This window comes from Rhizobium sp. 62_C5_N11_2 (assembly GCF_051811185.1).
GTDB lineage: Bacteria > Pseudomonadota > Alphaproteobacteria > Rhizobiales > Rhizobiaceae > Rhizobium > Rhizobium leguminosarum.
On record NZ_JBPWPW010000005.1, the window covers coordinates 112,133 to 127,968 of the forward strand.

At 58.9% G+C, this 15,836-nt stretch carries 15 protein-coding genes; all 15 read left to right on the forward strand.

Features of this window, described 5'->3' with window-relative positions; translation table 11 throughout:
• Positions 1–91: 91 nt before the first annotated feature.
• Positions 92–1,162, forward strand: a complete 1,071-nt coding sequence (locus AB8B31_RS34180; RefSeq protein WP_004129729.1) for a sugar ABC transporter substrate-binding protein — start codon at positions 92–94, stop codon at positions 1,160–1,162.
• 59 nt (positions 1,163–1,221) lie between these two features.
• Entirely contained in the window at positions 1,222–2,757 is a 1,536-nt protein-coding gene (locus AB8B31_RS34185) for a sugar ABC transporter ATP-binding protein (protein WP_064843723.1), read from the forward strand.
• Complete coding sequence (locus AB8B31_RS34190) at positions 2,750–3,724, forward strand: ABC transporter permease (RefSeq protein ID WP_081284272.1); 975 nt, start codon at positions 2,750–2,752, stop codon at positions 3,722–3,724. Before AB8B31_RS34185 ends, AB8B31_RS34190 begins: the two co-directional genes overlap by 8 nt.
• 7 nt (positions 3,725–3,731) lie before the next feature.
• Entirely contained in the window at positions 3,732–4,439 is a 708-nt protein-coding gene (gene araD, locus AB8B31_RS34195; RefSeq protein WP_064843725.1) for an L-ribulose-5-phosphate 4-epimerase AraD, read from the forward strand.
• Between the two features lie 7 nt (positions 4,440–4,446).
• The gene (locus AB8B31_RS34200; protein ID WP_064843727.1) at positions 4,447–6,063 is read left to right on the forward strand and encodes a ribulokinase; all 1,617 of its coding nucleotides are present in this window, start codon (positions 4,447–4,449) and stop codon (positions 6,061–6,063) included.
• A 43-nt stretch (positions 6,064–6,106) separates the two neighbouring features.
• Positions 6,107–7,024, forward strand: a complete 918-nt coding sequence (locus AB8B31_RS34205) for a LysR substrate-binding domain-containing protein (RefSeq protein WP_040140048.1) — start codon at positions 6,107–6,109, stop codon at positions 7,022–7,024.
• A 423-nt stretch (positions 7,025–7,447) separates the two neighbouring features.
• Positions 7,448–8,131 (forward strand): GntR family transcriptional regulator, encoded by a 684-nt coding sequence (locus AB8B31_RS34210; RefSeq protein WP_040140051.1) that lies wholly within the window; start codon positions 7,448–7,450, stop codon positions 8,129–8,131.
• A gap of 88 nt (positions 8,132–8,219) precedes the next feature.
• Positions 8,220–9,107, forward strand: a complete 888-nt coding sequence (locus tag AB8B31_RS34215; protein WP_064843728.1) for an NAD(P)-dependent oxidoreductase — start codon at positions 8,220–8,222, stop codon at positions 9,105–9,107.
• Between the two features lie 91 nt (positions 9,108–9,198).
• Entirely contained in the window at positions 9,199–9,627 is a 429-nt protein-coding gene (locus AB8B31_RS34220; protein ID WP_170961475.1) for a carboxymuconolactone decarboxylase family protein, read from the forward strand.
• Positions 9,628–9,706: 79 nt separating this feature from the next.
• Entirely contained in the window at positions 9,707–10,090 is a 384-nt protein-coding gene (locus AB8B31_RS34225) for a hypothetical protein (RefSeq protein ID WP_064843732.1), read from the forward strand.
• Entirely contained in the window at positions 10,087–10,983 is an 897-nt protein-coding gene (locus tag AB8B31_RS34230; RefSeq protein WP_064843734.1) for an alpha/beta fold hydrolase, read from the forward strand. Before AB8B31_RS34225 ends, AB8B31_RS34230 begins: the two co-directional genes overlap by 4 nt.
• A 25-nt stretch (positions 10,984–11,008) precedes the next feature.
• Positions 11,009–12,175, forward strand: coding sequence for an ABC transporter substrate-binding protein (locus AB8B31_RS34235; protein ID WP_064843736.1), 1,167 nt, complete (start codon positions 11,009–11,011; stop codon positions 12,173–12,175).
• 89 nt (positions 12,176–12,264) lie between these two features.
• Positions 12,265–13,818, forward strand: coding sequence for a sugar ABC transporter ATP-binding protein (locus AB8B31_RS34240; RefSeq protein ID WP_064843738.1), 1,554 nt, complete (start codon positions 12,265–12,267; stop codon positions 13,816–13,818).
• Positions 13,815–14,789 (forward strand): ABC transporter permease, encoded by a 975-nt coding sequence (locus AB8B31_RS34245; protein WP_050577727.1) that lies wholly within the window; start codon positions 13,815–13,817, stop codon positions 14,787–14,789. Before AB8B31_RS34240 ends, AB8B31_RS34245 begins: the two co-directional genes overlap by 4 nt.
• 11 nt (positions 14,790–14,800) lie before the next feature.
• A complete protein-coding gene (locus tag AB8B31_RS34250) occupies positions 14,801–15,820 on the forward strand; it encodes an ABC transporter permease (RefSeq protein ID WP_013984697.1) in 1,020 nt (339 codons plus the stop codon).
• The last annotated feature ends 16 nt before the right edge of the window (positions 15,821–15,836 follow it).

Genomic DNA, 15,836 nt, shown 5'->3' on the forward strand with positions numbered 1-15,836 from the left:
CCGAAGATTTGAATCTCAGATTGCCAAGCTTCGCCGCGGACCCGTTCCGCGGTTGGGAAAACTTTGTCTTGTCACCACCAGGGAGGATCATGTGACAATTTTCAGACGGACGTTAATCTTCGGTGCTGCTCTCGGGCTCACCGCTTCGCTTTCCTTCAGCCCAGCGCTTGCACAGCAGTTGGATTATTCGAAGGTGTTTCCTGGCATCTTGATGGACAAGGACATCAAGCCCACAGGCCAGGAAGTCAAACCCGCTAAGAAGGATAACCGCCCGCTCAAGGTCGGCTTCCTGCCGACGGCGATGGACACCTACTATCAGCGTGTTCTGGCTGGCGTGAAAGAAGAAATCGATAAGCGCGGTGGCGACGGCACTATCCAGCTTCTCGTGCAAGCTCCGAGCAGCCAGTCTGCCACGGACGACCAGATCAGGACCATGGAAGCCTGGATCAACGACGGTGTGGATGCGATCGCGGTTGCCTTATACAACGAAGGCGCGTTGCTGCCCTCCATCCGGCGCGCCACCGAGGCGGGCATTCCGATCTTCCTCTTCAATTCACCCGTCGCCGACAACCCATATTATGTCAGCGATATCGGCTACGACCAGAGTGACGGTGGTCGTGCGCAGGCGCAATGGCTGGTTGACACCTATGGCGACAAGGAAGTCAAGCTCGGGATCCTGGAGGGCCTGCCCGGTCCGCATACGAGCCAGCGCATGAAGGGTTTCAATGAGGTCATCTCGAAGCACCCCAACTTCAAAATCGTCGCTCAGCAGCCGGCTGGCTGGGTGCGTGCCCAAGGCCTGTCGGTGACTGAAAACATGTTCACCGCCAACCCCGATATCGAAGTCCTCGTCGCGCTCTACGACGAGATGGCCCTTGGCGGTCTGCAGGCCCTCAAGGCTAAGGGGCTGAACGGCAAGGTGGCAATCGTCGGCTACGAAAATATGAAGGAAGCCAACGACGCGATCCTCACCGGCGACTTTGCAGCAACGGTCGACACCGGGGCCAAGGAAGAAGGTCGCAACATCATTCGAGCGGTGGATGAGTTCGTGATGAAGGGCACCGCCCTGCCGAAGAAGATCTTCGTGGCGCCCAAAACCTACGATGCGAAGAACATCAAGACCTTCGATCAGAACGACTACGTCTACGTCCAGCAGAAGTAGATGTGACAGTACGCGGCCCCGCCTCGCGCGGGGCCGCCCACTCAAAAAGGGCGACCTGAATGACAAACGCTCCGCTGCTCGAGATGAAAGGCATTGCCAAACGCTTCGGCAACACGAAGGCGCTTGATGGCATCGAGCTCGTACTCAATCCCGGCGAGGTTCTCGGCCTGGTCGGTGAGAACGGCGCAGGCAAGTCGACGCTCATGAAAATCCTCTCTGGTGCATATGCACGCGACGAAGGCACCATTGCTGTCAGAGGTAAGGGGGTCGATCTGAACAATCCCAAAGACGGGTCCAGGGCCGGCATCGCGATCATCTACCAGGAGCTGAGCCTGTTTCCGGACTTTGACGCCGCCGAAAATATATTCGCGGGCAGGGAGCTGCGGCACGGGCGTGCAAGTGCATCACCGCTTGACCATTCGGCCATGCGGGCAGCCGCCTCGCGTATCCTGAAGGGCGAGTTAGGCGTCGACGTACCTCTCGACAGGCCAGTTCGAGAGCTTAGCCTCTCGCATCGGCAGATGATCGAGATCGCCAAAGCCATTAGCAGCAACGCCGACATCATCATCATGGACGAGCCGACCGAAGCGCTCGAGGAGGTCGAACGCAAACAGCTGTTCGCCATCATCAAGAAGCTTCAGCAGGCCGGTAAAGCTCTCATATATGTGTCTCACCGGATCCAGGAACTCCTCGGCATCGTCAGCCGCGTGATGGTCTTGCGCGATGGCAGCGCGGTCGCAGACCTGCCCGTATCGGAGCTCGACGTAGACAAGGTCGTCAGTGCGATGATCGGCGGCTCTCTCGCAAAACAGTTTCCTCCCCGCGTCCCGGCAAGGTCCGAACCCTCGTTGGACGTTCGCGGTTTGACGAAAAGGGGTGTCTTCGAAGACATCACCTTCTCGGTAGCCCAGGGTGAAATCCTCGGCGTCACGGGTCTCGAAGGATCAGGCAAGAGCGCGCTCCTGCGGGCGATCTTCGGGCAGATCCCGCATGAGACCGGCTCGATTCTGATCGACGGAAAGCAAGCGGCGATTTCGGACCCGACGGACGCTATTCGTCAACACGTCGCCTTCTTGCCCGCCGAACGTAAAACCGAGGGGATTTTTCCACAACACAATGTCGCCTGGAACCTCTCTATCGCCAACCTTCGAACGCTCGGCAAAATCACGTTGATGCCGAAAAAGGAGCGCGAGATTGCCTCCGGCTACATCGCCAAGCTCGGCGTGAAATGCGACGGCCCCGGTGCCGACATCACATCGCTGAGCGGCGGTAACCAGCAAAAAGTCATGCTTGCTCGCTGGCTGCTCACCCAGCCAAAGGTGCTCATGCTTGAGGAGCCAACGCGTGGCGTCGACGTGCGTGCCAAGGCCGAGGTCTACACCCTCATCCAGGCTGCTGCGAAGGACGGCTGTGCTGTCATCGTGGTGTCCGCCGACAACGCGGAACTTCTTGGACTGTGTCACCGGGTCGCGGTCATGTTCGAAGGACGGATCTCGGCGGTCGTCGATGCGGCGACCTCCAAGGAAGAAACACTCGCTCTTCATTCGGTGAGGCCGCCGCAAGGCCATCATCTTCAGGGAGGTATCCATGGCTGATATTGCAGCTACACGCCCGCGCTCGCCCCTTACGCTCGCACGCAGCGGCGGCAATGCCGGCGTTTATCTGGCCTTCGTCGTTCTTCTGGTGGCGCTCGGCTTTGCCGCTCCGCGGTTTTTCACCTTCGGCAACTTGACTGACGTTCTTCGTCAGGCGGTCCCCATTGCCGTGACCGCGTTTGGAGCGACCTTTGTGATCGGGATGCGGGGCATCGACCTCTCCGTCGGTTCGACACTTGCGCTGAGCGGTCTTGTGACCGCAAACCTGATTGTGCTTGGCTATCCCGTTCCTCTGGCATGCGCAGGGGGGATTGCGGTCGGTGCGGTGATCGGACTGGTGAACGGCATCCTGATCACCAAGGTCGGGATCACGGACTTTATCGCCACAATGGCCATCATGGTCATCAGCCGCGGTATCGTGATGGTCTACACTCAGGGTATTCCGATCGTCGGAGCCTCCGACCCCGCCTTCCGAATGATCGGCCAGAGCTATGCCGGCGGTGTTCCTGTTCCGGTCATTCTGACCGCCATCGTCTTCGCGATCGCCTTCTACCTTCTCTATTACACGCGTTTCGGCCGTTTCGTTCTCTCGATCGGCAGCAATCCGGACGCTGCCCGGCTGGTCGGCATCCCCACGGACAAGGTCAAGATCGCCGTTTACGTGCTGGTCGGGGTCCTGTCGGCCTTCGCGGGCGTTCTGCTCACCTCGCGCCTTGAAGCCGCCATGCCTGAAGCCGGCCAGGGGTACGAGCTGGATGTCATAGCTGCCGTGGTTATCGGCGGAACGGGTTTGTCCGGCGGGCGCGCCACTCTTTTTGGAACCGCCGTAGGTGCCGTTTTGATGGCGGTCGTCCGCAACGCGCTCAACCTGCTCAACGTGAACACCTTCTGGCACCAGGTCGTCATCGGCACGATCATCCTGATCGCCGTGGCAGCCGATCGTTTCAGTCGCCGCCAAAAGGCCTGAGGAGACGATGATTAAATATTCCGAGCTCCGCAAGTCCGTTCTTGATGCAAATGCCGCGCTCTACGATAGCGGCCTTGTCATCTCGACGTTCGGTAACGTCAGCGCTATCGACCGCGAGAAGCGTGTTGTCGCCATCAAACCGAGTGGCGTTTCCTATAAGGCAATGCAGGTCGCAGATATCGTTGTAACCGACCTCGATGGCAATATCCTAGAGGGCACGCTGCGACCATCGTCTGATCTCGATACGCACCTGGAACTCTACAAAAGCTTCAAGTCTATCGGTGCCGTGGTCCACACGCACTCGTTCTTCGCGACGGTGTGGGCCCAATCCGGCCGGGGTATCCCTGCCATGGGAACGACCCATGCCGACTATTTCAACGGAACGATCCCCGTTACTCGCAAGCTGCGCGACGACGAAATCATAGACGGTTACGTCCGCAACACGGGCAAGGTCATCGTCGAGGCACTCGGAAATAATGCGCCGCTCTCCGTCCCCGCAGCCCTGGTTAACGATCACGGTCCCTTCTGCTGGGGCAAGGACGCAGCCGACGCCGTTCATAACGCGGAGATGCTCGAGGCTGTCGCCAAGATTGCCTTCCACGCCCGGCAACTGAACCAGGACGATCCAGAAATTTCCGACGCTTTGCTGGACCTCCACTATCAACGCAAGCACGGCCAGTCGGCGACCTACGGCCAGCCAGACAGTTCCAAGTAGGATTATCATGTCGATTGTAGCAGGAGTTGATTTCGGAACTTTGAGCGTGCGGGTAACGCTGGCTGATTCCAAGAAGGGTTCCCTTGGAACCTGCGTCGCGGAATATCCTCTCGAGCGGCGTCGTTCCGATCCCGACCTGGCAACGCAGTCCCACGTAGATCATATGGAAGCGCTTGTGCTGGCGATGCATCGAGTGATCGACGAATGCGGCGTAGATTCCAAGGAGATCCGTGCGATTGCGGTCGACACGACGGGGTCCTCGGTGTTGCCTGTCGACAAAAATATGCAGCCTTTGGGGGACTACTACCTCTGGTGTGATCACCGCGCCAAAGCGGAAGCCGAAGAGATAACGGCGATGGCGCACGACATGCACATTGAAGCAATTGAATGGTGCGGCGGAACCTATTCCCACGAGTGGGGCTTTGCCAAGCTTCTCCACTGGATGCGCCACAATCCCGACCAGCGCGAGCGCTTTGGGACCGCCGTGGAACATTGCGACATGGCGGCCGCGGTCCTCACCGGAGTGACCGACACGGCTCGCATGGTGCGCAGCGTCTGCGCCATGGGACACAAGTGGATGTGGAACCCGAAATGGGGTGGCTTGCCCTCGCAGGCTTTCTTGTCCCGCGTCGATCCGCTTTTCGACGGCGTGCGCGAGAAGATTGGCGGAACATATCAGACCTCTGCTTCGATCGCAGGTGGGCTCAGCACATACTGGGGCGAACGACTCGGCCTGACCTCCGGGATACCAGTTCCCACGGGTGCGTTTGATGCCCATTGGGATGCAATTGGCGCTGGCTGCCGTCTGGGGGACGTCGTCAATGTGATCGGTACGTCGACCTGTATCATTGCCGTTAGTGAACGTGTGAAGCTAATCCCCGGTGTTTGCGGCGTCGTCCCAGGGAGTGCACATCCAGACCTTGTGGGAGTTGAGGCAGGCCTGTCTGCGACAGGCGACCTGTTCGATGCAATAGCACGACGTGCCGGCACGACGGTGTCCAGGCTCGCTGAAGGCCTGGAAAGCATCGAAGGCGGAAAGACCGGTCTGATGCGTCTCCCCTGGGACAACGGGGACCGGACGGTTCTCGTCCGCTCCGACCTTGGTGGAATGACGCTTGGCTGGCATCTCGGCCATACAGCGCAGGACGAACTGTATGCCGCGATTGAAGGTACGGCTTTCCACACACGGGTTGTCCTGGAGCGGATGGAGCAGCACGGCGTTCCAGTGAACCGCGTCATTAATGGGGGAGGTATCCCGCAAAGGAACGACATCCTCAACCAGATCTACGCCAATGTTATAGGCAAGCCGATATTGGTCCCCGACGGTATTCCGACCGGTCTCGGTTCGGGAATATTCGCCGCTCTTGCAGCCAAAGATCATGGATCAATCGAGAGCGCTCAGGCAGCCATGTGCGTGGGCTACAGAAAGTTTGAGCCTGATCCGAGCACGCGCGGACGTTATGAGACCCTCTATCAGCTGTTCAAGCAGGTCTATATGGGCTTTGGCACCTCGAGCCTCGCAGACTTCTCGCAAGTTCTCGGAGACATCAAGCGGATTGCTGCAGGTGAGAGTATTCGGTCCGAGTTTGGCCACCGTGCCGCGCGCAAGGTAGCATTGCTATGACCCGCTGTGCTCTTAGATCAGATGTCTATGGATCGAGAACGTGATGACGTCACTTCCATCCATTCGTGCAATACAGTCGTTCGTCGCAGCCGGCAGAAAGGGTTCATTTCTCGAGGCTGCTGCCCAGCTGCAGCTTACTCCGTCGGCGATCAGCCACCAAATCAGGCTGATGGAAGACGACCTTGGGGAAAAACTCTTTCACCGCATTGGAAGGAACGTGTCGCTCACCGAGATTGGCGAGCGATACCACCGTGATCTTTCAGAAGCGCTTTCGATGATTGAGCAGGCGACCGATGAGGTGTGCCGGCGCAACAGCGTCGACGTCCTGAGCGTCGGCTGTGCTTCAAGTCTGGCTTCGCTATGGCTTATGCCAAGATTGCCTCGGTTCGAAGAATTGTATCCCTCGATCGAAATCAGGCTTCTGTCGACATCGGATCCTGCAAAATTGTCCGATGGCTCGGTCGATGTCGATATCTGCTACGGCAGCGCTCCTCGACTGGGCTCTATCGCGGCGGAGGAGTTCCCCCTTGAGACAATCGTCGTAGCCTGCTCTCCCGAGGTGGCGAATGGCGAGCGGCCCATACGCAAGCCATCGGATCTGGTGGGCCACACCTTAATCAAGTCGGAGCAGACGCTTTACAGCTGGCAACAATGGGCGAAGGACCACGGCTTGGCGATTGACGTCAATCGCGGCGCTCGATTTCGCGATGCGTTTATGGCGATCGCGACCGCTGTCGAAGGACGCGGCGTGTGCCTGGAGAGCTACCGGCTTCTTGAACGGGATGTGGAAAGAGGTAACCTCGTCCTTCCGTTCGGGATGACAGGCCCCAACCTTCGTTGCCACACGCTCACATATGTCCGCTCGCGGCTCAGATCAGAAAAGGTCAACGCGTTCAAGCAATGGCTGGAAAACGTATGGCTTGAAGACGCTGCCTCGGCTGAAATGCGGGCGCGAGGCTGATCGAACCTCTGACGGGCAGCAAGATCGTCCGGCGTTCTTTGAAACGCTGAGACAGCAATATGCGTGATGCCCAACCTTCTCTTAGCCATGCCTCGAGATTTTTTGAAGTTTTTGCGATTGCGAGGGGAGCGGCCACCGAGCGCGATATGCGCCGTCTTCTGTCCTTCTCACCAGTCTATGCGCTGACAACTTCAAGGCCATAGCTGTAGGACCGTGTCAGATCGCGCTCCGGGCGGCGCTATCCGCGACTTAAGAGCCCGCAAGTCTATGGCTGTCAGACACGACGAGCAGGCAAAGCTGTCGCGAAGAGATCAACTGAGACTGGCAGCTCTCAGACAATCTGGATTGATATTAAGAGCGAATGCCTCCATATGTAGAGAATGATTTAGCGCGGCGTGAGCCGATTACAGGTGTTGGCGGGCGATGCAGACAGACCTACAGATATCCAGACAAAGTGCGACGTTGCGCGTAAAAGTTGAGGAGACTCTACGTCAGGCGATAGCCAGTGGGCGATTTAAGCCCGGCCAGCGACTGGTAGAGCGAGAACTTTGCGAAATGCTGGGCGTCGGCAGGACCTCGGTTCGCGAGGCAATGCGACAGCTCGAAGCTGAAGGCATTATCACAAGCTATCCCCATAAGGGACCGGTCGTCAGTACGATCACCTACGAGGAAGCGCAGCAACTCTATACCGTTCGGGCTCTTCTTGAAGGATTCGCGGGCCAGCAGTTCGCTGAGCATGGCACTGCCGCCGACATAGCGACACTTCTAGCCGCGGTGGTCGAATTCGAAGCCGCCGCCGAAAGTGGCGTCGGTGCGCGCCTCATAGATGCGAAAAACGCATTTTACAACTGTTTGATGGACGGCAGCAAAAACGTGTTCGTAAGGCAAATGCTGACAGCTCTGCACAATCGGATCAATCTCCTTCGAATGACAACCATGACGCAACCGGGACGCCTTGCGCACAGCATTGCCGAAATCAAGGATATTGCGAACGCAATCCAGAATCGCAACGGGCCGTTGGCGGCGGCGGCCTGCAAATTCCATATCGACCAGGCTGCCAAGGTCGCACTTGAATACCTCCGGAAGAACGCAGCGCTAGAAACTTAAAATTTCGATTGACAGATTGTCTGATAATCTTTTTAATCCTCTCTGAAGGAAGGCGGGTTTCATTGCTCGCACGCGTCCGGAGGAAAAAATGTCATCGACACTCAACGCAACGCGCGTGGCCTTTATAGGGCTGGGCGCGATGGGCCAACCTATGGCTCAACATCTCATTTCGGCGGGCTTCGATGTCGTCGGTTTCGACCTCTCGAAAGACGCCAAGACAAAGCTCGCTGATGCGGGCGGGCGAGCCGCCGAAACGATTTCTGACGCCATGGTCGGGGCCAGTTTCGTGATCACCATGCTTCCGAACGGCAAGATCGTGCGCGAGGCGCTGCTGGGCGAAAACGCCTGTGGCGGCCTGAAGCAGAATGCCGTCGTCATAGACATGAGTTCGTCTGCTCCAAACGACACAAGGGAGCTCGGTCTCGAACTTGCTTCTCGTGGCCTTCGGCTGGTTGACGCCCCGGTCTCCGGAGGCGTCAAGCGCGCCGTTTCTGGCACCTTGACAATCATGGCCGGTGGGGAGGATGCTGATATCGAGGAGGCCGAGCCGCTGCTGAAGGCAGTGGGACAACAGGTGTTCCGGACGGGGCCAGTTGGCTCGGGTCACGCGATGAAAGCGATTAACAACTTCGTATCCGGTGCAGGTGTGCTGGCGGCGATCGAGGGTGTCCTTCTTGGACGTGCCTTCGGCCTGGAGCCGGCGACGATCGTCGATATTCTCAACTCGTCGTCTGGAAAGAACAACGCCACCGAAGTGAAGATGAAGCAGTTCATCCTCTCTGAGACGTTCGGGTCGGGATTTGCCATTGGCCTGATGGCCAAGGATATCCGCATCGCCGCCGATCTCGCCAAGACGCTTGGTCTTCGCCTCGATGCTCTCGCCAGCACGGCAGACGCCTGGGATGCTGCACAGAAGGCGCTAGGCCCATCCGAGGACCACACCCGCATCATCCGATACGTCGAAGATCACAATTAGCCTCGGAAACTCGCGAATTCGGGCGAAACAGACAGATTGTCTGATAATCAGTTTATCTTGTCGTAGACAGTAGAGCTAGGAGCGTTGTCGAATGACCGCCACGAAAGAAACGAAAGTGAAAACACACGGCAAGGAGCGGCCTGTCCCTTCGGAACAGTTCGCTCGAGGGCTGGCGACGCGTCGTGAAGTCATGGGCGATGCCTATGTCGACGCAGCACTCGGTAAGGCGACCGACTTCACCTGGCCTATGCAGCAGCTCGTCACTGAGTATTGCTGGAACGAGATCTGGAATCGACCAGGCCTCGACAGGCGCGCGCGGTCCATTCTGAACCTTGGCATGATCTCTGTTCTCAATCGTCCGCATGAGCTCAAGGGCCACGTGCGCGGCGCGATCAACAACGGCCTTAGCAAGGAGGAAATCCAGGAGATTTTCCTGCAGGTCGCGATCTACGCCGGCGTACCGGCGGGCATCGACAGCTTCCGAAACGCCCAGGAGGTCTTCAACGAAATGGGCATCTGAAGCCGCCGCCGCTAGGCGTGGCGGAAAATTTTGAAGGGCGTGGATCGGCCGCGCCGTTTTAACTAGGGAGGAGCCGAACTTGGCCATCGATCTCGAGAAGTTCAAAAAACTGGCGCTGGAGGACTTCGAGTTCAAGCGCGAAACCCGTTATCTCAACGGCATTATCAAATGCGATTTTCCGACCCGCAGCGTCGCACTCCACTTCGAAGACGGCAAGATGGTGAAGGTCGAAGAAGCCGCCTACGACGACGAGACGTGCAAGATCGTCATCCGGGGCACGGGTGAACAGTGGGATGCGCTTCTCCAGAAGAAGCCGCGGCCGTTTTATCAGTGCCTGCAGTCGTCAAACATCAAACACGGTCTGTACCTTAGCAACAATAACGAAACCTTCGCGTATCTCCCTGCGCTCAATCGCATGACGAACCTGATGCGCGAAGCCCGCCCGGAAGGAGTAGCAGCATGACTAGGCATGATCCAATCACGGGCCGTTACGTCTACCTGACGATCGAAGGCATCGAATATCGCGTCTATTACGAGGAAGCCGGAGAGGGCATTCCCTTGCTTGTCGGTCACACGGCGGGCTCCGACGGCCGCCAGTACCGGCACACGCTCTGCGACGAAGACGTGACCAAGAACTTCCGCGTCATCGCGTTCGACTTGCCCTATCACGGGAAGTCTCTTCCTCCCCACGGCGTTCGCTGGTGGGAGAAAGAGTACAACATGACCAAGAAGTTCATGATGGATTTCCAACTGGAACTCTCTAAGGCCCTTGGTCTGGACCGCCCCGTTTATATGGGTAGCTCGATGGGCGGACATCTTGCTATCGATCTCGCATCGAATTACCCCGACAACTTCCGCGCTACTATCTCCGTCGAAGGCGCACTGCGCTCGGCTGCCGAATATGTCGATGTCGGCATGGCAGGCATTCGGAAAGAATTCGACAACCCAAACGTGAACCGCACCTCCATCGGCGCGGCCATGATGCTCAATATCTCGCCCTACTCACCAGAAGCCAATGTCCGCGAAATCCAATGGGAATATAGCTGCGGCGGTCCGGGCGTCTTCGCAGGTGACCTCTATTATTACTACTATGACCACAATGTCTCGCCCGAAGAGGCGAGCAAGATCGATACGTCGAAGTGCATGCTGTACTTCCTGACGGGCGAATACGATCCGAATACCTCCCCGGCCGACACCAAGATCGCCGCCGATCTCGTCAAGGGCAGCAAGTTCTGGACGATGGAGAAGCTCGGACATTTCCCGGTCACTGAAGACTACACCGAGTTCAGAAAATACCTGCTGCCGATCCTCGAGGAAATCCAGCAGGCATCCGCAACCAGGGCGAAGGTCGCCTGAAACAATCTCTTGGGAGGAGCATCCAATGAGACGGAGTTTAACCGGAACCATGGGGGCGCTGATCGCGGTCAGCGCCCTGACGACCACTGCTTGGGCTGACGGCGTCGACCAGCTCCCCCCCAACGAGAAGAAAATCTACGAGGTCGTCGACCCGCAGGTTCCGCTCGGAGCGAGCGCCTATAAGGACTTCAAGCCAAAGAAAGGACCGCCGTGGAAGATCGGCTACGCCAGTAGCTATGCCGGCAACACGTGGCGCGCAGCCGCCCTCGATGCCGTCATGAATGACCTCTTGCCGCGCTCCAAGGAAGCGGGGCTTGTATCTGAAGTCGTGGTCACTCAGTCCGACCTCAAGGACGCCGTCCAGATTCAGCAGATGCGCCAGATGGTTGATGATGGGGTCGATGCCATCATCATCTGCTGCTCGAACGTCACCGCCCTCAACCAGACGATCGAGTACGCCTATAAGGCAGGCGTTCCTGTTTTCTCGTTTTCGGGATACGTGACGTCGCCTTACGCGATCAACGGCGCTGCCAATCACGCGCAGGGCGGCGGCGAGATGGCGACCTGGCTCGCAGACAAGATCGGCAAGAAAGGCAACGTGCTTCTCGTGTCGGGCATCCCTGGCTTCGCCTCATCCGACAGCTTCGACAAGGCCGCCAAAGAAGCGCTGGCAAAGTATCCCGACATCAAGATTGTCGGCGAAGTGGCTGGCAAGTGGACCGACCAGGTAGCACAGGTCGAGGTGCAGAAATTTCTGGCGACGAACCCCATTCAGATTGACGGTATTCTGACACAGGGCGCGCAGGAGAACGGCGTGTTGAATGCCATGCTCCAGTCGGGTCGTGACATGGTGCCCATTACGCTGGGCGGCGAGGCTTCGGCGGCATGTTACTGGCGCCAGAATCCAGAATGGGTCGATGCTGGCTTCCATATCTGGCCGCCGCGCCGCGAGATGCAGCAGATGTGGGAGATCATGCTTCGCACGCTCGAAGGGCAGGGGCCGAAGGTACAGTCCTTCCTGCGCCCTGTCCTGCCGTTCACCATCGATGACGTTCGCGCTTCGATCCCCGAGGATTGCGATGTGAACTCGACGGATTTCGTCGAACCGAAGGCGGACGGATGGTTCCCAAGTGCGATTGCCGACCAGTACTTCGAGCGTCCTGCCGATCCCTGGAAGCCGGTAGCCAAGTAAGCCGGATCCGCCCGGTGGCTTAACTGCCGGGCGACCGTTGGAAGATCGTAAAAGCCGCCTTGGCGGACGTTGCGGGTGGGAGGTCTGCGATGGGCAGCGAGATAACAGTCAGAATGGTAGATGTCGCCAAGGCGTTCGGGGAGACGAAGGCACTCAAGAAGTGCGACTTCGAGGCCCGCGCCGGGGAGGTGCACGCCATCGTTGGCGAAAACGGCAGCGGCAAGAGCACGATGGCCAAGATCATGTCGGGCGTTTTGCACCCGGACGCAGGCAAGGTCACGATCCTGGGTGAAAAGGTTGCCTCGCCCGTCGACGCCAAGCGGGCCGGCCTGACCACCATCTTCCAAGAAGTCCTGGTTGCTGACGAGGCTAGCGTATTCGAGAACCTCTATGTCGGTCGTGACGGTGTCTTTCGTTCGCAGTCGACCGGCGATCGGCGGAGCGAAGCAGCTGAAATCCTGGCGCGGCTCGTTGGAAAATCCGTAGACCTCGATCAACTGGCAGGCAGCCTGCCGCTCAGCATCAAACAGTGGATCGTCATCGCACGGGCTATTCTTCGCAGGCCGCAGGTGCTGATCCTCGACGAATCTTCGGCCGCGCTCGACCTCGACTCGACCCTCCGGCTCCACGCGGAAATCGACCGCCTTCGTGCCGAGGGCGCGACGATCCTCATCGTAACCCACCGGATCGCGGAACTCGTGCGTATCGCCGACCGTGCGACGATCCTGCGTGATGGGATAACTGTCGGTACGCTCGGAAAGGATGAGATTACCGAGGAAAACCTGCTGTCCATGATGACGCCGGCAGATCGGCGCGCCAGCGATGCGACAGAATACGCCTCCCGAAAGAAGGCGCTATCGGCCCCTCTCATACTAACCGCGACGGGTCTCGCCGCGCACAGGTCGGCGCGCCTATTCGATTTCGACCTTCCCAAGGGGAGCATCGTCGGCGTAGCCGGGCTTGATGGGCAGGGGCAGGACGCTTTTATCCGCGTCTTGGCCGGCATCATCCAGCCGTTCGGTGGCGAGGTGAAGGTCCGCTCGGTTGATACGGACAAGATGATCGCGCTGCAATCGCTCGACGATGCGGCGAAGCTCGGTGTTTCCTACGTCTCCGGGGATCGCAAGCGCGAGGGTATCTTCCCGCAACAAAGCATCTTCGAAAACCTCGCCATCGGTGTCTACAGGAAGACGCTCGGACCCCTGGGCGTGATCCGCAAGCCCACGCTGAAATCCATGTTTAAGCGCGAAGTGGATCGTCTGCGCATCAAGATCGGCAGCCCGTCGAACAGGATCACCTCACTGTCGGGCGGCAACCAGCAGAAGGTGCTTATCGGGCGCGCCTTCGCAAACGATCCCCAAGTCATCCTCCTGAATGACCCCGCGCGCGGTGTCGATCTCGGCACTAAGCGTGACCTCTACCGGGAGTTACGTCTGTTCGCTGAAAAAGGCGGCAGTGTCATCTACGTCTCGAGTGAGATCGAGGAGTTCATCGGGTTTGCCGATCGCGTCGACGTGTTCTTCGGGGGAACGTTGTTTCGATCCCTGACCGGCGAGGAAATCGCCGAGGCACCAATCCTCGCCGCTATGTTCGGGAAAGCCCGGGACGCTTCCGTTGATTTCGATCTGGAAAGGACCGCATGATGTCCGTAACCGCTTTCCGTCAAGTCACGCAGGACCGCTCGTTGTTCGTTCCGGCCGGGCTTTTCCTCGTCCTCCTTTGCGCTGTCGCCTTCCGGGGCCAGGGTCTGTTCACGAACAATGGTCTGGCCGGAGCCATTCTGGTTGCAACGCCGCTGATCCTGACCACGCTCGCGATAACACCGATCGTCATGGCGGGCCGCGGAGCGGTGGACCTTTCCGTGGGCCCGCTCATGGGCTTCGTCAACGTCACGCTCATTACGTGGCTGGTCGGCAACGGCATCACGCACCCGTTGGCCATCATTGCCTGGGCGGTGGGATTGGGAGCAGCGTTCCAGCTGGTGCAAGCACTTGTGATCATCTATGTGCGCGTCGCGCCCATCATCGTCACGCTCTCCGGTTTCCTCGTTCTGTCGGGCGTCAACCTGATGGTCATGTCGCGTCCCGGCGGTGTCGCTCCAGACTGGATGCTAAGCTGGGGCGCGGGAACGAGCATATTTTCGCCTGTCCTGTTGCTTCTGCTCGGCGCTTTCGCAATCTGGGGCGTCCTGAGGGGCACGATGTTTTACCGCAACCTGCGGATGACAGGCGCTGACGAGCGGATGGCCTATACCAGCGGTGTGCAGGTCGACGTCGTGCGCATCATCGCCCATACGGTCGGCGGCGTTTTTGCCGGGCTGGCCGCATTGAGCTACACCGCGCTGATCTCATCCGGCGACCCGACCCAGGGCAGCACCTACACGCTGCAAGCGGTGACGGCGCTGGTCCTTGGCGGAGCTAGTCTCTCCGGGGGCCGCGGCGGTGCGCTCGGCTCGACGCTCGGCGCGATCAACATGTTCCTCATCTCGTATCTTCTGTCCACTTTCAACTTCGGGACGGTTTCCGGCTTCGTCACGCAAATGGCCTTTGGCCTGATCCTCGTTGGGTCACTTCTCGTGAACGTCTTCGTCATCAGCCGCCGCACTGTCGCGTGAGGAGTAAGGAAATGATCTCCACTGTCTTGAACACAGAAATCGGCGCGACCCGTGGCGCCAGCCCTTTGCGCAAGCACAAGAGTATTTCGATCGGCTTCTGTCTCCTTGCGTGTCTGCTCATTCTTGGAGCCCTGCTCGTGCCGGGCTTCGTGTCGCCGCAGAACGCGCGATCGATCCTCCTTCTCGCCGCCTTCCTTGGGCTGGCGTCTGTTGGGCAGACGCTCTGCGCGCTCGTTGGAGCGCTGGATCTTTCCATCCCATACATCATCGGTGGCGCCAATATCCTGCTTCCAAGCCTCATGGTGGCGGGTCTTCCCGCCCCCGTCGCCATGATCGTCGTGCTTCTCCTTGGCATTTTGGTCGGGGCTTGCAACGGCGCCCTCAGCTTCCGGCTGCAGGGTCAGGCGCTGATCATGTCGCTCGGTCTTGGTTTTGCCGCCGTCGGGGCGGTCCAGATCTACACCTCGCTCGGATCGCAGTTCGGCGGTACCGTCTTTGCGCCCGTCCCCGGATGGCTTCGCAACCTTTCGGCGTTCAATGGCAGGTTCTTCGGTCTGCCGTTTCCACCGGTTATCGTCATATGGGCTTTCATCGCCGTCGCTCTGGGCTGGATAATGCACAACACCTGGTTTGGCCGGAGCCTCTATGCTGTTGGCGGGAGCCGCACGGCCGCCGCCCGCCTCGGAATCTCGGAATTCAAGATCTGGACAGTGATTCACAGCGTCAGCGGGGCGATGTCGGCACTCACCGGAATGCTGCTCCTCGGTTTCTCCGGCGGCGGTTTTGTCGGGGTCGGTGATCCCTATCTGTTCACCACCGTGGCGGCGGTCGTTATCGGCGGAACGTCTCTTCTAGGCGGTGCCGGCGGGTATGGAGCGACGGTCCTCGGCGTCCTCGTCCTTACTGTCCTGACCTCGCTTCTCGTCGGCCTGGGGCTCAGTTTCCCGGCACAACAGGCCGTCGTAGGGCTGCTGATCGTCCCCATGGTCGCGATCTACGCCCGCTCACCACACATCCGTAATCAGATTTGAACGTTGCATCGAAAGG